This window comes from Lysinibacillus sp. DFXJR4 (assembly GCF_057196045.1).
This window is the reverse complement of the sequence record NZ_JBXUNW010000010.1, coordinates 59,544-77,792: the sequence shown is the minus strand read 5'-3', so window position 1 is coordinate 77,792 and position 18,249 is coordinate 59,544. Positions and strand designations below refer to the sequence as shown.

The following is an 18,249-nucleotide window of genomic DNA, read 5'->3' as shown; positions in this document are numbered from 1 at the left end:
TTTTTACATGAAAAAAAGATATAAACTACTAATTGGTATCCTTCTACCTCTTATCATCCTCTTCGTTTCAACATTATTCATAACACGAGATTCAACTTTTGATAAGGAGGTAATAGAACGACTTGATATTGAGCAAGTAAATGAAATCGAAATTATTCGTGGCTCAGATGAAAAAACCATTACGATAACCGATGCCTCTCTTATTCATCAAATTATGGAGCAATTTAACGGCCAATCACTTCGTAAAATACGCTTCAATAAAGCTGAAGATGACGAGGTATATTGGTTAACGTTACACATAAATGATGAACGTGAAATAGGCTTACGCTTAGATAATTCGAAGAATTTACTTGTTTATTTATATGAAGAAAACTATATGAAAGATTACAAATTTTTAGGGGATTTACAGTTAAATTTTATTGAAGAACTATTTCAATAATTATTGTAAATATCTAAATCCGCTTCGTCTTTTAGAAGATTTAGCGGATTTTTTCCTTTCGATGAGTGTTGAATTATATATAACGATAATTTTGCTGCATTGAACGAATGGTTTCAATCATTTCCTCTCTTAGCTCAATTGGCTCTATTACTTCAATATTCGCGCCTTGACTAAGCAGCCACATTTTAATGCCACGTCCAAAAACCTCAGCCTCAAATAAATAGTGTCCATCTTTATTGGAAAATATTTTAGCTGTTGGTAGACGATCTAATACAGCCTGCGGAGATGAGCCATTAAAAATAAATTTAATATGCATAAGCTCACCAGCATGCATAAATTGAATACGCTTGCGGAATTCCCCCTCCTGAAAACGTTCAGCATAGGGTATTTTAAATTTTTTATCAAGCTCCAACAGATGCTGTATACGGTCGACGCGGTAGACAATCGGCAAATCCTTCTCATGCTTACTATCATAGGCAATTAAATAAAAATAGTACTCAGAGAAAATAACAGCAAGTGGTTTTACTATTTTTACCACAGGGATTGTTTCTCCCTCACACAAATAATCAATTTGAATTGTTTTCTTTTTTTGAATGACCTCTGAAAGATTCCAAATTACCTGAAGTAAAGACTTCCGATGATTTAAATCTACATATAAATGCTTTTCGTTTAAGATAATATTATGGATAAACTCTTGTTTATCAGCCGCAACAATCGAAATAAGCTTATCTATAATCTCACTCATTTCAGATTTTAAAAACGCTCTTGATTCAATAAGAATTTTGACTATCGCTAAAACTTGCTCTTTCGATAAAATATTTTCTCCGATATTTGTTAGCTTATAGACCTTTTCTGCTCGCACATATTCTAAATGACAGTTCAATTTAGCCTTTTCAATATACGCTCGAATTTGATCCAGATCGCGTTGTATGGTTTTTTCACCAACTTGATGTGTAAATGCCTCTTGTTTTTTGTTTATTCCTTGACCATCCATCAATCTATCAAACATAGAAATAACGCGATAGCCTTTATTTTGTTGTGAATCTACCATATATCCCACTCTTTCTTCATCATTACCTCTCTATTATACAAATTGAGTTGGACACTATTAGTCCTTTTCACTATAAAATTTCTATATTATTGATATAATTGGTACTATACTAATTTAACGAAAATTCGTCATACAACAGACTAAACAAACTATATTTTTGTCATAATTAAGGATATTTTTACAATAAATTACACCTTGACTTACGCGCATAAAACATCTGCTGCTACTTTCGATACAAAAAACTTTTATTGTTGTTGTTGCTGTCGCTACGCTTTCGCACAGTTAAAACCATGTTGCTGTCGCTACGCTTTCGCACAGTTAAAACCATGTTGCTGTCGCTTCGCTTTCGCACAGATAAAACCTTGTTGCTGTCGCTTCGCTTTCGCACAGTAAAGAATTGAATTGCTAATGAAGATAAAAAGGACTCCAATCTCGTTGATTGAAGCCCTTCATTATTTATTTCTTTAATTTTACGGCTGTTCCATACGCTAATACCTCTGAGGTACCTTCCATTACAGAGGATGTCGAAAATCTTACCCCTACAACGGCATCTGCGCCTAGTTTTTTGGCTTCTTCCTCCATTGCACCAGTTGCTATTTCTCGAGAACGGACGAGCATTTCTACATACTCCTTCATTTCTCCACCAACAATATGACGAAGTCCTGCCACCATATCACGACCAATATTTCTTGATTGTACAGAATTACCTTTTACTAAGCCAATTGTTTCTACAATTTCCTTCCCTGCTACAGCATCTGTTGTTGAGAGTAGCATACAAATTGCCTCCTATTTGTTAAATTTTTGAATGGCTTTGACAGCTTCTTCAATGGAAGTTGTAATGATTCCATTGCGTTTTATCAAGCCTACTACAAATAAATTACGATATACAAACTGGTTTTCAATGCCATCCCTTACAAGTGCCTCTATTTTTTGCATGTTATCTCTTCCCTGTTGGCGAACATCTGTAAAGACACCGATAATTGGTCGATTCAGCATTGCAAATGCACCAATTTCAGCCGCCACACCAGAATCAATCTCCACACCATCTAAAACAGCTACAAGCACATCACTTTTTTGTAGCATCTCTAAATCTGCTTGTGCAATGGCTAAACTATCCGCATAGGCTGTTTTATCATTAATGGCATCATTCTCCTGTGGTACATACAATTCAATACTTGATATTGCGTCTCTTATAGCCACAGCTAGTTGCTCATTTACTAAACGATCTCCTAATGAAAATAATCCATTTGCTAAGTATGCCTTCATGTTAAAACTCCTATTCCAATAATTTTTCAAATACTATTTTATGTCGACCTTTGTCATCAACAAATGTTGAAACAATATCAAATCCGTGTTTAAGATTTGTGATAAGCATTGCCTTTCGCTCATTTCTACCATATGTACGAACTTTTTTAAAGCCCATTGCCAATATACATGTATGCTGCTGACGCATAAGCAAACTAGCAATTCCCTGACCACGCTTTGCTGCATGAACACCGCCTAGCCAGCTATAAAAAACACCATCTGGATGGATATAGCCCAGTTTAAAGCCAATAATACGTTTAGCCTCAATCGCCAATAGACAAAGTAGGCCCTCTTTTCTCTCTAACTTTTCTACTGGCAAATTAGCACCATCAAAGACATGCGCATGTATTTCCTGTAATTGGTAGATCCACTCATAAGGTACACCTTCAATCGTCATAATTTTCATTTTTCATCTCACCTCTATCGTTAAATTATAACAAAATTAACATGCGATAGTGTTTCCTACGTCAGGTCCCATAGAATCAATCCTTGTATTTTATCTGCTTCTAAAGCAATTAGCCTTCCTGTACTAATAGGACTATTTTAGCCATTTTTCAATTCTGCTATTTTCGTAACAATGGGATTTCAGTATACTTGACATCATCACTCAAAGTAGGAGGAAATCCAATTGTCAGCATTTACAAGTTGGTTAACGAATTCATTGCGCCCTTATTTTGGACTACATATCATTGAAGATCATTGGGACACGCTTCAAATTCGAGAGGATTATTTTATTTGTCTTGAAGGTGATCTCATAAAAAAAAGAATATTCATCAATGAGTATAACTTTCAAGAAGCAGATGTAAATATTTTAACACGTAATCGTGAGGTTATAGTCCCTCAAACTGCTCGAGGAAAAGAAAAGAAATTAAATTACACAAATATTTCCGCAGTAAAAGCAACAGGTGTTGTCTTCTCTGCTAATCTAGGCAATCAAAACCATATATGTTGTAATATCATGGTTCGAAATGCCAAAACCTATTACCAGCTTCCACTAACTGGCTTTGAACACCTAACAACTAAGGCTGACGTCAAAGAATGGCTAGACCGTTTTCCTTTGCAGCTACCAACGGATTATTCAGACAAGCTTAAAAAATTAACAGGTATGAAAAGTTTACGTTATAAAGCTGTTCCAGGAGATATTTTTCGTGTAGAGATAGATTTGTTCGTAGATGGCTATGTCCTTGTGGTGGGGGATTTGCGTCAAATGCAAAAGGATAATCTATTTGCCCAGGATAGTATTTGGCATGACGTCATGACAATGCCATTATTTATCCGACCTTATTTGCATACAACAACAGAGCGTTCCCCTCATCTCGATGAAATCATATCCGCTCCTTTAGCCGCACAAACGCGAATTGTGATGGATGATCATTTTATGCGAGGATGCTATGAAAAGGTCGGACACAAAGCATTAACTGAATCTGATATTGTATTCCCCATTGGGTATGGTTTGACTATTGATCATGGCAAGGAGCCTCGATACCGCCTTTCATGGGGCACTGGAACCATTAGTAAGCCAGAGTCCATAACCTCGCTTAAAACTACTAATCACGGCGTTTGTGTAGGAGTTTCTAATGATTGGCTGAAGTCAAGAGAGGATGATGAATTTGGATCACTGGATCACCCACAATATCAAAAAGAACGCCAGCAAGTATTAGCTGAATTTGGCTTTCCAGCAAACATCACGTATGATGAATTTAATCGTCAAACTGGTGGACTTACTCGCAATGAGTATATCAATTATGTTAATTCTCACAAAAAATAGAAACTAACAACATGGAAGGAGTATATCCAGGATACTCCTTTTCATTTTGTCAGTAGTTGATTTCATCCAATAAATACTTATAATATAAAGATACCATTAACCCATTACATCATTGAGGTGCATGTTTTTATGTATTTTGGAATTATTCCGCTTATCCTTTTCATCATTTTTCTCATTTCTTATTTGAAAGACCCAAGAAAAATCATCAACGGTCTGCTATTTAATATTTTTATTTGTTCTTTTCTGTTATTCTGCGTTTTTGCATCCTTAGCATCTGATCAATATTTATTAAGGATGATTGTCATCATTCCACTTATCGCCCTAATTGTCCTTATTCCCTTTGCAATTATTGCTTTAATGTTTGGTTTATTTTTAAATGCAAGAGTGTTAATGAAACGAGAGGGAAGACGTTTGGCTAATTCTTTAACATTACTTGTGGCGCTGGGTATTTTATTATTTATATTATTACCAATTATCTATCCAGCAAGCTTATTTTCAAGCCACCTCCAACCGATTTTTGGAGGGATCTCTCTTATCACATTTTATTTTTTTATTCACTTGTCTAATTTTTTATCAGCCTATTTTCTATACCAATTCAATCGACCAAGGTTAAATCAAGATTATATTATTGTACTAGGTAGTGGCTTAATTAATGACAAGGTTCCACCACTTTTAGCTAGCAGAATTCAGAAGGCAATTGATTTCTATCATAAGCAGGCCGCAGTTACCTCACCACCAACAATTATCTTTTCTGGTGGACAAGGTCCTGATGAGGGCCTCCCAGAAGCCGAGGCAATGCAAAAATTCGCAATTGAAAAAGGTATTCCCATGGAGCATACATTGCAAGAGAAGCAATCTGTTAATACATATCAAAATATGTTATTTTCAAAACAGATTATGGATGATAGTAAACAAGGTGAGGCCTATAATAGTATCTTCGCGACAAATAATTTCCATTTATTTCGTGCAGGTATCTATGCAAGACTTGCTGGCTTAAACAGTCAGGGCATTGGTGCGAAAACGGCCTTTTATTATTGGCCAAACGCGATGATTCGCGAATATGTTGCCATTGTTGTGATGGGGCGAAAAAGACATATGAAAATCGTTGGTCCTATTCTCGGCATCTCCATCTTATTTTCCTTACTTAGCTTTTTTATATGATTTCTGTTATATGGATTCGTGGTCCTTTGGCACGAATCCATTATTTTTTAATTTTTACCAGTACATACTCTCTCATTTGCTGCTCCTATATCTTCATGAGGATAGCGTTCTTCTTGTAGTGCCTTGTAAAACTCCTCGTAACGAACATAATCTTACAATTATCATATAGAAAAAAATGATATTTCTCTAATCAATCTTGAAATCATATAAATCTTTTAATTTTATCTCCTCAATATTATTTTTAAATTGAATATTTATCTTATCCTCATCAGTTAATGCTCTTTTTAGGTAACGCACTTTCTTATAAAAAATGTGCATTAATTGTTTATTTAATCTATTTTTTTAATGCAAATGGCTAATTTCTTGTTCAATTCTAAGAATAAGATTGTTTAGGTTTGATTGCCACGCATGCCAACTTTTAGACTCGCGCCATAATTCTACAATCTCTCTACTACCTTGCTTATCTGGCACCTCATCTCTAATATCAGTCAAATATCTTATGATAAATATCAAAGCATCCTCATCAGCTATCAAAGTTAAAGATTGCACATTTCCACATTTACTTTCATCACTCAGAAAATACCCTGTATCGAGGTAGGTGATATAGATTTCTGCTAATGCCATGGCACTAACATCATAAAAAAAATCTATGTCGTTAAAGGTTTCTCCAAAAAAGCCATCATTTTTCATCGCCTTGATAATGTCAGTTAACAATAAATGATTTGAATTTATTTGATTTTCAATATAGTCCTGTAAAAAACCAGCTACATCTAATCCCTCATCACTTTCCAAAGCTTTGTAGCCCCATGCTCCCACTTTATTGCTCCTCCCTTATTTATGATGTTTAATGAAACCGTAGACACGGCTTCAGTCCATCAGAATTTTGCTCCTTTTTTACAAGTAGGAGCTAAAACAGAACTTCATCTTCTCTAGCGAATGGCCTCCTTCCCTCTCCAAAGCGAACACCGCCCGTTCCAGTGTGAACTAGCTATTGAAATGCTCTACATGCTGCTACAAATCACACAAACTTTTTTCCAAACCTAGAGAAAAATCTCTCGCTAAAAACGATAGTTTTAGCAAGAGATCAATCTTATCCGATTGTTTTCACAACCTCTCCTTCTTGATTTTTAATATGCGTTTTCAAAATTTGAAAGCTGACACCAGCTAAAGACGTTAATTCAAATTGACTCTCTTGCGGCACTAGCTTTCTACTTAGCTCATCCACCGCTGCCCTGTTCAATGTAATCGTAATTTCCTGTTCGTCCTCATGATAGCCTACTTGATCAGCTGCTTTAAATATAATCGTTATATTTTGACCAACTAAGCTAAGATTTCTGTCTTTTAAAATTCGTCCACGTAGTAATTTACTTATGACATCTGCTTGCTTTGCCCCTAACTGAATGACATGAGATTGTTTGTTAAACCAACCCTTTTTCTCCACTTGCCATGCCAGTTGACTTACAAAAAGAAAGCCCGTATTGGAGCCCTCTTTTTCCATTCCCTGTTCAGCGACCTCTGCAATTTGTGGATTTTGTAACAAAGAAGCTCGTGATAAATCAGTGATATAGTTTGGTATTTGTTGGATGCCCGCCTCTAGCATACCAAGTGTATTCCACGTCTGCATCGCTTCTAACTCATCCTCTGTAATACCTACCATTTGGATAAACTCCATCTTACCATTTGGCGTATCAATTTCAGCAAGCTCTAGATCATGTGTGAAGGCCAGCGCGGTTAATTGCGTATCGGCATCAAGACAAATAGGACCATTTGCATCTAAATAATCTCCTGCTCTAAAAACATTGCCACTATTAAAAACATATCTGCCCATATTTTGTAGTAAATTTAAGGCCCAAGCAGGTGGCTCCTCCTCGTTCTCGTTACGCGCCAATCGAAATGTCAATTCAAATCCATAACCGCTGTACTCCTTATTTTCAAATTCTTTTTCATATAATTCCGAAAACCCATATGTAATAAAATGCCAATGCGGAATTGGTGTTTCACTTTTATAGACACTAATCCCATCCAAAGGATCTTCTCCACCTAGTGAATATGGAATCATTGTTCCATAATGGCTTGGCTCCTGCTCACCGTACACCTGTAATAGTGCTTGATCAATCGCATCCCAACCTACTGCTGTAACCTCTTCACTCATCTACCCATCCTCCTCGGTGTTGTTTCAATATAAGAACATACTAATCTAGTATTTTATAATACCAATATTATGATAGCTCTATAACAGGAATAGGACTCATTTTCAGCTTTCCAGTATCTAGGTTTATTTTCATTCTAGGTGAGGTAAATATTACTAAAAAAACCTCAGGCAAATCAACATTGCCTGAGGGGATAATTTAGTTAATGATTTATAGTAATCAATTACGATCTAGTTAATGGCATCCCAATTTTTTTAGCTCATTCCAAAAGCTCCTTTATAATCTAAACCCTTTGCCGTGGTATTCCCACGGCTCAATGAGCAGTTGTATGCCCGCTGAATCATGAGAAATAGCTAGGCAATTATTTTTCTTTAGCCATACAACATAGCTGGCGTTCGCACATTATGTAAATAGTCTGCAAGCTTTCCAGCATAAACTTCTTCTAAATACGGTAATTGAGCGATACAATGTGGCGTCATTAAAGCAGGGTTTTGATATATCTTTAAACCTCCCACCTTTAATAGCATTGCTACAAACTGCGAGCAAAAATAAGCACGCTCTCTGCGAACCTCTTTTTGCATCATCACGCCAAAGAGGCCAATAAAATTATATTTATAGCGATCTCGATTCCAATACATATAACGGACGATCTTCATCATTTCTAAGTATTGATAATGCGAGACTCTGCAACGATAGACGACACAATCTGCTGTCTCAAATAGTCCTCTTTCTGCATTTTCCCGCAAAAAACCACCACTTAACGGATTATTTAGTTGCCTTCGCCCAAAGCTATACATTTCAAAAAGTTCTTCATCAAACGCTATGGATGCATGATTCATTTCTTTTCCAGTGTACATCCCGATAGCCTTCGATAATAATGTACCTGTTTTTGTTAGTACTATGTAAATGGTGTATGACATTTCCTCACCTACTTCAATATTCTTTACTACTACCAATACGTTTTAAATCTTCAAATGGTTTCGTTAATTTCCTTATATTATAAGTATAAAAAGGTAATCTTAAATTTTTCCTTAGTAGAATCTGAAGAATTTCTTAATTTTTAGCATGATTTACTCGTCAAGCGAATAGGCTAGCTATAACTACTAAATTTTTTAGATTTTATTTTTATTTATATGAATTTTGTTATGTGCTTATGTGGGAGAGAAACGGTTTTTAGAATTTTTTTTGCCGAGTACAATAAAAAATCACTCATTATTTTTAATGAGTGATTTTCTATTTCAGATTCCTTGATTCCGCTGATATCAACTTCTTCTTCGCTTTTCAAGACCTTATAAAAAGCCCTCGTCCCTAAATGAGACAAGAGCTATAGAAAAATAGTCTAAGTTTATATATCAAAGAAGCCATCAAGCGATCGTATTTTCAATAACAATGCCTGAAGAAACAAGATTAACAGTATTTGCAATCGTATCACCCACTGGGCAATGTGCTTCAATAATTTTTTTAAATTCTTCCACCTTTTCTTCTGGTGCACTCGTTTCTATATGAAAAGTGTAGCGAATCGTTAAAAAGCCAGGTCTTACATCAGATTTTCCTAAAAATCCATCTATATCAAGGTCTCCCTCTAATTCAACCCAAAAATTTCTTAGATCTATCTTCAATTTATTTGCGTAAATTCTTGCGACTATGGATTGACACGCACCTAATGCAGAAAGAACAAGTTCTACAGGATTTGCCCCTTGGTCATCTCCACCTAATTCTTTTGGTTCATCTATTATAATTTTATGTCCCCTTACATTGGCCTCTACTAATACTTTATCTTTTAAATATGTACTTGCCTTAAATGTTGTGACCGCCATTTTACATCTCTCCTTTTTTAATTCTTATTAAATCAATAAGAATACATATATTTCATCCTACTCGCAACTCCCCCTTTAGTCAATACTTTTTTGAAAATTATTAATTTTCAATCCAAAAATCATGACGAAGCAACTTGATAGTCACTTCATCATGAACTACTTAAAAATGTATAGCAATCATTATTCTATTCTTTTTGTTTGGAATATTGCTCTTGATTTGAATTCTTACTTTGTTCTTTTGTAAGATTATTCTCCTCACGTACATCTAAATCATCAGGACTCAAATCCTCTGTAAATTCTTCTTGATTTAATGCTCTTTGTTTTTGCTTTTTGTCAGTCAAAATAATCACCTCCAATTTATACTTTTTCCCTTTTAGAGTGATTTATACTTGTTACACATGCAATATTTGGGGATTAACAAATAGATTTATGTAGTTTATAGCCTACAAAACATTATCGATATTAAAATGACCAGAATTTAATTAACTAGTGAATCCTGATCTAAAATTTCTGTATAAATAAACTTCCATCTGATTGTATTTCAGCAAAAAATACCTCTTCAATTTCTTTTATATTAGCCTTTTTTAATTCATTATTTAACCAATCTATACTTTTGCCAACCTCTAATAAATTTCTCAATAATAATTTTCCATCTGTTATGATTTCTATAGGTATAAAAGCTGGAGCTGTAGGATAAATTTTAAAATCTCTTTTTTGTACTCCTTGAAACTCTGGTTTTCTGAGAATGCTAAGTGTCCCATTAGGTTCTAAAATAGCATAATCTATTTCGGCGATAGAAAAAATTTGATATTGTCTAGTCATCATTGTTAAGTCATCAATATTAATGCCTGTTCTTTTTAATGCCTTTCTGTCTATCTTTCCGTGTTTTATTACAATTGTAGGCTGACCATCTAGAACTACTCTAATTTTTCCTGACTTAAGACTGATATAACCAATAAGTATAGTGAGTAAACACCAAATTACAAGACTGAGTAAATCTTTCAAATAATCTTTTGTACTTAGAACAATCATGTTTGCAGCAATGGAGCCTATTGTTATCCCTGTAACATAATTAAAAAAAGTCAGCTGACTTAATTGTTTTTTACCTAAGAAACGAGTCAAGGCTAGAAGAACAAAAAAGGTTATCATGGTTTCAATAGCTATTTGTAAGTAGCCTACATCTTTCATTTTTTCACTCCTATCTATATCATAGGATGCTTAAAATATTTAATAAAATACGCAAAAAATCCAAGTACTCGCATCTAATTGTCATTTGCTAATTCTGTTCAAACTCGTTCATTTAATTTATAATTAACCAAAATATAAATAGATTGGAGTTGATTTACATGATGTTTTCTCCGTTATTTGAACAGGATGTACCAACAATTCTTCTTCCTTAACGGTAGAAGAGTTTTTCTCCGTTAAGGACATAGATTTCTATGAAAAACGGAGGAAAAAACATGAATAATAAAATAATAGGTGCCCTTTTTTTATCGTTTGCAGCAAGTATTTGGGGGGCAATGTATGTTGTCGTAAAAGTAGTTGTAGAGGTTATTCCACCTTTGGAACTTGTGTGGATTCGTTATGTGATTGCTGTCATTACACTGGCTACTATTGGTATCTGTATGAAGCAATCATGGGCTATAGCTAAAAGAGATTGGTTAATGATTTTCCTTGTTGGTTTGATTGGTAATACGATCTCGATTGTCACACAGGAAATAGGTACAATGCTTTCTACTGCTCAAATGGGTGCTATTATTACATCCACTACACCTGCTTTTATGGTCCTGTTTGCACGCTTTATTTTGAAAGAAAAAATAACCTTCCAAAAATGTCTTTCCATTGTACTAGCAACAATTGGCGTTGGCATTATTGTTGGAAATGGACAAATCGATGTTAGCCAGCAATTAGGTGGATATCACTTATTAGTTGCCGCGTTGACTTGGGCACTCATGTCCGTTTTAGTGAAGAAAATTCCACAGCAATATTCACAGATTGTTACTACTACTTATACATCTTTGGTGGCTGTGTGTTCACTAACTCCTGTTGTTGTTCCTAGATTAAAATATTTAGATATATCTAGTATTTTGCAGCCAACAATTTCAGGCGGATTAATTTATTTAGGTATTGTTTCTACTGCTGGTGGTTTTTTATTGTGGAACAAAGGGCTTCAATTAATGAATGCTTCTAGTGGCGGATTATTCTTTTTCTTCCAGCCAATTGTCGGAACCTTTTTAGGTTGGCTACTGTTAGATGAAACAATTGGATTTTCATTTTGGCTTGGTACAATGTTAATTTTTAGTGGTGTTTTTTTTGTGATTAAAGAGGAATAATAAATAAAATTTGCAAAAAATACAATTCCATTCCACTCAAGAGAGAGTATAATTAAAGATAACGTTTAACTTAAGGGAGGATTTTTATGTTCCAAACAGTAGATCATTTTTTGCAATCTTGGGAGTTTGAAGCCGGTGCCACGCAAAAATTACTCAATAATCTAACGGATGAATCACTTCAGCAGGAAATTACTTCACAAAATTGGACATTAGGTCGAATTGCTTGGCATATTGTTACGGCTATTCGGGTCATAACTTCCAATACAAATTTAATATTTGAGGCGCCAGCTAAAGATTTTCCTGTTCCCTCCTCGGCTCAATTTATCGCGGACAGCTATCAACAGGCAAGCAATGCACTTGTGCAGGCTTTAAAATCACAATGGTCTGACCAAACAATGGAAGAATGTATTGAATTCATCGGTCAACAAATGCCAAATGGATCACTATTGTTGTTCTTACTTCAACATCAAAGTCACCATAGAGGACAATTAACTGTCCTTATGCGACAGGCAGGATTAACTGTTCCAGGTATTTATGGTCCAGCAAAAGAGGAATGGGCAAAGTTTGGTATGGAAGCCCCACAAATGTAGTTCAAAAACAAACTAAAATATTGGAATCTATTTTGATTGTCTTTATTCAAAATAGATTCTTTTTTTCTCCCTTTAGGAAATCAATTACCCGAAAAAGATTTGAATCGTAATTTTCCCTCCATCCGTACAATACTTTTCTAGGCTTATAACCCTCACATTTTTTGTCTAAACTAAAAACGTATCATAAAAGTATGAGTACCTCAAAAAATGGGATGAATACATGAAGAAAATTATTTTACTATCAAGTTTAGTTGCTACATTACTGCTTTCTGGCTGCTGGGATGTTTCCGAGCCTCAAAGAATGTACTATGTTCTCGGCATTGGTGTTGATTTTAAAGATGATCAATATGAAATTTATATGCAATTAATTAACTTCGCCAATGTTGCCAAGTCAGAGAATCCTGCTCCTAAAGGGATACAAGCGGAAATTGGTCGTGCGAAAGGGGAAACGATGGAAGAGGCCTTTTTTAACTTATATCGTTCCATTGACCAAAAAGTATTCTGGGGACATATGTCTTATATTCTTTTCTCTGAGGATGCTATGAAAAGCGAAAATGCCATCTCTATTATTGACAGCTTTTTGCGGCATAGGGAAACAAGATATCAAATATTGACCTACGTTACCAAAGAACCTATTGAGGAAGTTCTCCTAATTACACCAATATTCAACAAATCTCTTACGGCTTCCAAACTAAGTAATCCATTGTATACAATTGAATTAGAAACAATGATAGAACCTGTTGATTTACGGACATTAGTGATCAATTTAAATGAACCTGGCCATGAAATAAGTATTCCTTTTGTTTCAATCAACAGAAATTGGAGCACTACAAATGGACAGACAATGGAAACTGCCTTTACTGGTGTTGGCGTACTTTCAAAAGATGGATTTAAAGGCTTTATTAATGGGAAGGCTGCGAGAGGGCTTCAATGGATGCATGATCAAAAAAATCGAGGAGACGTTACCTTTCAATTAGACGAGGAAGGAGATTACCTAACAGTAGATCTAGAAAAAATAAGTCTTGACGTAAAGCCAATTGTTCAAAATAATCAAGTCACTTTTGAAGTGAATGTGAAATTTAATGCTACTGTAAATGGCTTTAAAACAAAAGTTTCTGGAAATGAAATTCGAAAAAAAATTAAACAGCAAGTAAAAAAAGATATATTAACAACCTATCGAGAGGGCTTAAAACAGGATATAGACATTTTCCGTTTATCTGAAAAACTATATCGTAAAAACGTTAAAGCGTGGAAAAAATATGAGAGCAATGGGAAAATACCTTTAACAGAAGATTCTATTAGTAAGCTCACTATTTATGTCAATAAAGTAAATCCAGGTCGAAAAAAGTTTGATGAAACAATTAAAGAATAGCTTAAAGGGCCGGATACTTATTTACATGTACCCGGCTTTATATTTATTTGATTCATTTTTGTAGTCTCTACTATTTTTATTATTCAATTTTCAGGCAATTCACTAGATACAAAAAGCTATTAAACATATTAATAGTAGTGTAAAGCAAATTAGCTTTGCACTTCCTGGTTTGTTGGCTTGGGTCACTTTGGTCAAGTGACCCTTTTATCGGTACACTTTCTCTACATTATCATGTTAAGGTAACTTTTGCTCTACATATAAATGGACAGTCAATGACTGTTTTCAATTGTCTCTGAAAATATATTTCTATTCAGCACTCAAAACCTCTAAAATATCCAAAAAGTGTACCTTATAAACGTCCCCAGCTTCATTTTGAATATGAATTAACTTGGTGTTTGCATCCATTTTCATCACCATACCTGTTAAAGGTTCTTGCTATTGATGGACTATAAAAACTTTAATTTTACCTTCTTCCTTTGCCTCACTTAATGCATACGCTATTTCCTCAAGCTCAAATTCATCTCGCTCTAAATGCACTTTTTTTAATTGTAACATTGCCATAGTCCCGTTCACCTCTCCTTTGAATAAGAACATTCGTTTGTCAATATATTAGAACAAGCATTCCTATTTTGGCAAGAGTATTATTAGATAATTTTACTACCTTTTGTAAATTATCTTCATTCAGCAATTCTTTACTGTGCGAAAGCGTAGCGACAGCAACAACAACAACAACAACAACAACAAATGTTTTTGTATTGAAAGCATAGCGGCAGATACAGAAGTCTCCTAGCTTTGTTATTGTTTGTTTTTCGAACTATATGTTATAATGCCTTTACTGACTAACCTAAATAGGTCACTTGAAGCTGTAGCGCTACCGTACGCTACAGCTTTTTTGATGATTACGCATTTTTGTTCTTTATATTTCGAAACTTTTCCAATAGCACTATCGTATAACGATTGAAAAGATTATTACGAGGAGCGTTATTATATGGAACAAAAAATACAGGCATTAATCACTGCAACAAAAGAAAAATTCGGATTAACTAATTATTATTTACATACCTCTTCATTCCGTAGAAGCTTAGATATATTTGAAGATACAACCTATATACTCACTACAGAATGGCTTCCTTCTCATGCTAAAAAGGTTGAGGAGGATGATTTAAATCCACCAGGAACTGCAATTATCGATATAAATGTGCATACCGGTCAGCTTAAAAGTATCTTGTTCGTTGATAACAAATCTTTTGCTGAAAAAAACATAATTGTCAGCACTTCCACAAAGGATATTATTCAATGGATTGAGGAGGAAACTGGACTTACCTATAATGAGCAGTTCCAATTAGTGGAAGAAGGAAATGGAAGATTATTTTTTAAAGAATGTTTTATGGGTATTCCTGTGTCACCATCTGGCTCTATTGAGATTAAATATAATCAGGATGGTCAGCTGACCCTTTTTTCAGCTATAGGTCAATTTCCTCCCAAAAATAAATTTAAACAAGACGTTCCTGCACTATCCTTAGAAAAAGTTGCTGATTTGTCAAAAAAACAAATAAAGCTTATCGAGTTTCCTTTAGAGAAGCAGAAGCAAGTTCTTCCCTTTTATGGCTTAGAGGAAATTTACATAACAAATGATTTAACAAGGACAATCCCCTATGAATTTTTTGTAAATGATAAGATACAACTGGCAATCGATAAAATTATTTATTGGGATTCACCGACCAATCAATCATTCGAAAAAACTTCCCTTACATTTGCCAATAATATCACGATAGAACAAGTTATATCTAAGGAGCGTCATCCGAATTTACTACCAATTACAAATTCTGAAAAAGAACAGTGTATAAGCACCGTTTCTGATTTTTTACGTCAAGAATATCCGAATGATACAGGGAAGTGGATATTAAAAACACTTTATCGTCAGGATAACTATATTTATGCAACATTAAAATATAATGAGCATTCCCATTTTATTTTCAAACGAAAGCTACTTGTTATTATTGATGCGGAAAATTTACAAGCAATCAATAGTATGGATAATCAATTTATGTTAAACACATTTGAAGCTTATACTACCGTCAAAAAAAGGACAGTTACCGAAAATCAAGCTTTTGATAAATTGAAAAATCATCTTGAGCTTACACCTATTTATGTCTACGATAAACGATTAGCACAATATATTTTGTGCGGAAAATTAGATTGTGGATTTTCAGTCAATGCTACGAATGGCGAACTTGTAAAATTAGATGATTTATAAAAATCCTTAAATAGATAGGAAATGGTATGGGTTACTTTTGTCCAAGTGACCCCCTTTCCCTTATTGTTTTGAGTGATTTTTTTATTAAGGTACACTTCCTTTAGATCCCCCCTGTTGACGAACGTTTGTTCCTGTATTAGAATACGAAAAAAGGAGGTCATTTTTATGCAAGCTATAAACACACTTGAATTAGTACATTTCTCAAAAGATTATGTAGATGTTTTACATGACTTTGATCTTCCAGATGAGCAATCTCAATTTACGGCCCTTCCAAAGGATATTTCTATAGAAATGGTTGGACAGTACCCAATTATTATTTTAAGTGACAATATACCAGTTGGATTTTTTGTTCTTCATTCAACAGAGAGAGTGAAAGAGTACTCTAGCAATCCAAACGCTATGTTACTTACAGCATTTTCCATTGACCATAAGCAACAAGGAAAGGGATACGCCAAAAAGGGCATGCTGGCACTGTCTAACTTTATTAAAAGGGAATTTAAGGAATGTGATGAAGTCGTTTTAGTGGTGAACCATAAAAATATTCCTGCTCAAAACTTGTATTTAAAAGTGGGCTTTGTTGATCATGGGGAAAGAAAAATGGGACCTATTGGTGAGCAAATAGTGATGAAATTACATATTTAGTCGTTTTCGAATTTATATGAATGGATTATGGAGTTCTTGGCATAGTGATTCGTCTGAATTCATTATCCAACACTAATTTTACAAAATCACTCATTATGTAAGCTTAAATGAGTGATTTTGTAATCACTGCAGCGATCGTTCTTCAACTTACGTTTTAATGCTTGATTGGTATAGCGCAGTACGCAATTGGCACATCACTAAACTATTCATCGATGCAATGCCAGCCCACTACTCGTATTTGCTGATGGGCTAGCTAACGCTTTAACTGGAAATAATCCTTTCGTAAATTCTTTATCAAGGCATCCATTAAAGGCACAAAACAAGCCTCATTTTAAAGTACTCTGCCCTATGATTTTACTGCTAAATCCAGCATAGATATTGCTGCAGTAAACTTCGCTGTTAATATTATAATTATCTTCTATACGTGCGGCATAAATTTGACGTAAAGGAATAGGCTTTGTGTTTGTAATTGTTTCTAATAATAGCTCTTGATGCTCCTCATCAATGGCTTGAATGGTCCACTGCAAATAGTTAGCTTTAGTTAACATAATATTTTTATTTTGTACCAAAACGCGCTCTATGTTTTGCTGTAATTCTTCCAGCTCCCATTCAGCAAATTTACGTGGCAACTCATTGCTTCCATTCTTTCAGATGCTCTGGAAACATCATCGCCATCCATTCATTGTTCTGCTATCCCACATCATCTCGTTCATTCCTTATGCTAAATGTCCACCTACTAAGCAATTTCGTATGATTGCCGTACTTGTAGCAAAACTAGATTTTTTAGCCTCTAAATCTAATGCTAATTTAGGCATTAGCATATTGGATCCCATACCGATTGCGAAGGGGATGCAAAATTGCTCGTAAATCGCTTGTTGAATCGTTTTTGATGCTTGCTCAGAGGTGATTTTTTAATACTTAATGTCTTGATGATTTTTACCTTGGGAAGAATTGTACCTTAAACTAAGAAACAAGGTGATTATTATCTACTGTTCTTATCTTATTAATTGCTGTTCTGGAAGTTCTGGATAGAATGAAGAGGAAAAATTAAGGATGAACAAACTAGAGGGATATCTGAAGCAATGAAAAGAAATATCAATTTGTGAAAAGATTTTTCCTCAAAATTATATAAGCGTAATAAGATCTAAAATCAAAAACCTAGACTGCATCCATTTAGATGCAGTCTTATTTTTTTCTAATCAGTGTATCCCCAAGAGGAATTCCAACCACAACAACCAAAACCGTTAGAATTAATAGGGCTCTAAAAATAAAATACGCAACTTGATCGAACATCTCGTACCTCCCCTTCTTTTCTTAATAATAACTCCCTTATATATCCAAATTACCCAACATTTATTGAAGAA

At 34.5% G+C, this 18,249-nt stretch carries 20 protein-coding genes; 8 read left to right on the top strand and 12 right to left on the bottom strand.

Going from position 1 to position 18,249, the window contains the following annotated elements:
- Positions 1 to 7: 7 nt before the first annotated feature.
- Positions 8 to 439 (top strand): hypothetical protein, encoded by a 432-nt coding sequence (locus AC2CGN_RS17885; RefSeq protein WP_484515314.1) that lies wholly within the window; start codon positions 8 to 10, stop codon positions 437 to 439.
- A 73-nt stretch (positions 440 to 512) separates the two neighbouring features.
- Here AC2CGN_RS17885 and AC2CGN_RS17880 read toward each other — a convergent pair whose 3' ends face one another.
- The 4 genes from AC2CGN_RS17880 to AC2CGN_RS17865 all read right to left on the bottom strand — a co-directional run bounded on the left by AC2CGN_RS17880 (position 513) and on the right by AC2CGN_RS17865 (position 3,201).
- The gene (locus AC2CGN_RS17880) at positions 513 to 1,490 is read right to left on the bottom strand and encodes a helix-turn-helix transcriptional regulator (protein WP_484515312.1); all 978 of its coding nucleotides are present in this window, start codon (positions 1,488 to 1,490) and stop codon (positions 513 to 515) included.
- 456 nt (positions 1,491 to 1,946) lie between these two features.
- Positions 1,947 to 2,264: a YbjQ family protein gene (locus AC2CGN_RS17875; protein WP_484515310.1), complete on the bottom strand. Its 318-nt coding sequence runs from the start codon at positions 2,262 to 2,264 to the stop codon at positions 1,947 to 1,949.
- A 12-nt stretch (positions 2,265 to 2,276) separates the two neighbouring features.
- Positions 2,277 to 2,756 carry a nucleoside 2-deoxyribosyltransferase gene (locus AC2CGN_RS17870; protein WP_283868264.1) on the bottom strand — a complete coding sequence of 160 codons (480 nt, stop codon included), beginning with the start codon at positions 2,754 to 2,756 and terminating at the stop codon, positions 2,277 to 2,279.
- Positions 2,757 to 2,766: 10 nt separating this feature from the next.
- Positions 2,767 to 3,201, bottom strand: a complete 435-nt coding sequence (locus AC2CGN_RS17865) for a GNAT family N-acetyltransferase (protein ID WP_484515308.1) — start codon at positions 3,199 to 3,201, stop codon at positions 2,767 to 2,769.
- 222 nt (positions 3,202 to 3,423) lie between these two features.
- Here AC2CGN_RS17865 and AC2CGN_RS17860 point away from each other — a divergent pair, with 222 nt between their 5' ends.
- Together AC2CGN_RS17860 and AC2CGN_RS17855 are read left to right on the top strand one after the other, a co-directional pair.
- Complete coding sequence (locus tag AC2CGN_RS17860) at positions 3,424 to 4,563, top strand: immunity 26/phosphotriesterase HocA family protein (protein WP_484515306.1); 1,140 nt, start codon at positions 3,424 to 3,426, stop codon at positions 4,561 to 4,563.
- A 129-nt stretch (positions 4,564 to 4,692) separates the two neighbouring features.
- Entirely contained in the window at positions 4,693 to 5,724 is a 1,032-nt protein-coding gene (locus tag AC2CGN_RS17855; protein ID WP_484515304.1) for a YdcF family protein, read from the top strand.
- Between the two features lie 342 nt (positions 5,725 to 6,066).
- Here the strand turns inward: AC2CGN_RS17855 and AC2CGN_RS17850 are convergent, their stop codons facing one another.
- The 6 genes from AC2CGN_RS17850 to AC2CGN_RS17825 all read right to left on the bottom strand — a co-directional run bounded on the left by AC2CGN_RS17850 (position 6,067) and on the right by AC2CGN_RS17825 (position 10,879).
- Complete coding sequence (locus AC2CGN_RS17850; protein WP_484515302.1) at positions 6,067 to 6,540, bottom strand: DUF4259 domain-containing protein; 474 nt, start codon at positions 6,538 to 6,540, stop codon at positions 6,067 to 6,069.
- A gap of 274 nt (positions 6,541 to 6,814) precedes the next feature.
- Positions 6,815 to 7,876 carry a suppressor of fused domain protein gene (locus AC2CGN_RS17845; protein WP_429990101.1) on the bottom strand — a complete coding sequence of 354 codons (1,062 nt, stop codon included), beginning with the start codon at positions 7,874 to 7,876 and terminating at the stop codon, positions 6,815 to 6,817.
- Positions 7,877 to 8,245: 369 nt separating this feature from the next.
- Positions 8,246 to 8,830, bottom strand: coding sequence for a hypothetical protein (locus AC2CGN_RS17840; RefSeq protein ID WP_286925156.1), 585 nt, complete (start codon positions 8,828 to 8,830; stop codon positions 8,246 to 8,248).
- A 408-nt stretch (positions 8,831 to 9,238) separates the two neighbouring features.
- Positions 9,239 to 9,691: an OsmC family protein gene (locus AC2CGN_RS17835; protein WP_286925157.1), complete on the bottom strand. Its 453-nt coding sequence runs from the start codon at positions 9,689 to 9,691 to the stop codon at positions 9,239 to 9,241.
- Positions 9,692 to 9,876: 185 nt separating this feature from the next.
- Positions 9,877 to 10,032, bottom strand: a complete 156-nt coding sequence (locus AC2CGN_RS17830) for a hypothetical protein (RefSeq protein ID WP_286925242.1) — start codon at positions 10,030 to 10,032, stop codon at positions 9,877 to 9,879.
- A 160-nt stretch (positions 10,033 to 10,192) separates the two neighbouring features.
- The gene (locus AC2CGN_RS17825; protein WP_484515299.1) at positions 10,193 to 10,879 is read right to left on the bottom strand and encodes a DUF421 domain-containing protein; all 687 of its coding nucleotides are present in this window, start codon (positions 10,877 to 10,879) and stop codon (positions 10,193 to 10,195) included.
- A gap of 272 nt (positions 10,880 to 11,151) precedes the next feature.
- Between AC2CGN_RS17825 and AC2CGN_RS17820 the strand changes: the two genes are divergently transcribed.
- The 3 genes from AC2CGN_RS17820 to AC2CGN_RS17810 all read left to right on the top strand — a co-directional run bounded on the left by AC2CGN_RS17820 (position 11,152) and on the right by AC2CGN_RS17810 (position 13,986).
- Entirely contained in the window at positions 11,152 to 12,024 is an 873-nt protein-coding gene (locus tag AC2CGN_RS17820) for a DMT family transporter (RefSeq protein ID WP_484515297.1), read from the top strand.
- Between the two features lie 86 nt (positions 12,025 to 12,110).
- On the top strand, positions 12,111 to 12,614 hold the full coding sequence (locus tag AC2CGN_RS17815) for a DinB family protein (RefSeq protein WP_283868276.1): 504 nt from the start codon (positions 12,111 to 12,113) through the stop codon (positions 12,612 to 12,614).
- Positions 12,615 to 12,834: 220 nt separating this feature from the next.
- Positions 12,835 to 13,986, top strand: coding sequence for a Ger(x)C family spore germination protein (locus AC2CGN_RS17810; protein ID WP_484515296.1), 1,152 nt, complete (start codon positions 12,835 to 12,837; stop codon positions 13,984 to 13,986).
- A 435-nt stretch (positions 13,987 to 14,421) separates the two neighbouring features.
- Here the strand turns inward: AC2CGN_RS17810 and AC2CGN_RS17805 are convergent, their stop codons facing one another.
- Entirely contained in the window at positions 14,422 to 14,547 is a 126-nt protein-coding gene (locus AC2CGN_RS17805; RefSeq protein WP_484515294.1) for a hypothetical protein, read from the bottom strand.
- 427 nt (positions 14,548 to 14,974) lie between these two features.
- Between AC2CGN_RS17805 and AC2CGN_RS17800 the strand changes: the two genes are divergently transcribed.
- Positions 14,975 to 16,243: a hypothetical protein gene (locus AC2CGN_RS17800; RefSeq protein ID WP_484515292.1), complete on the top strand. Its 1,269-nt coding sequence runs from the start codon at positions 14,975 to 14,977 to the stop codon at positions 16,241 to 16,243.
- A gap of 165 nt (positions 16,244 to 16,408) precedes the next feature.
- Positions 16,409 to 16,885 carry a GNAT family N-acetyltransferase gene (locus AC2CGN_RS17795; RefSeq protein ID WP_286925162.1) on the top strand — a complete coding sequence of 159 codons (477 nt, stop codon included), beginning with the start codon at positions 16,409 to 16,411 and terminating at the stop codon, positions 16,883 to 16,885.
- A gap of 326 nt (positions 16,886 to 17,211) precedes the next feature.
- Here AC2CGN_RS17795 and AC2CGN_RS17790 read toward each other — a convergent pair whose 3' ends face one another.
- Complete coding sequence (locus AC2CGN_RS17790; protein WP_484515290.1) at positions 17,212 to 17,514, bottom strand: hypothetical protein; 303 nt, start codon at positions 17,512 to 17,514, stop codon at positions 17,212 to 17,214.
- Positions 17,515 to 18,249: the final 735 nt, after the last annotated feature.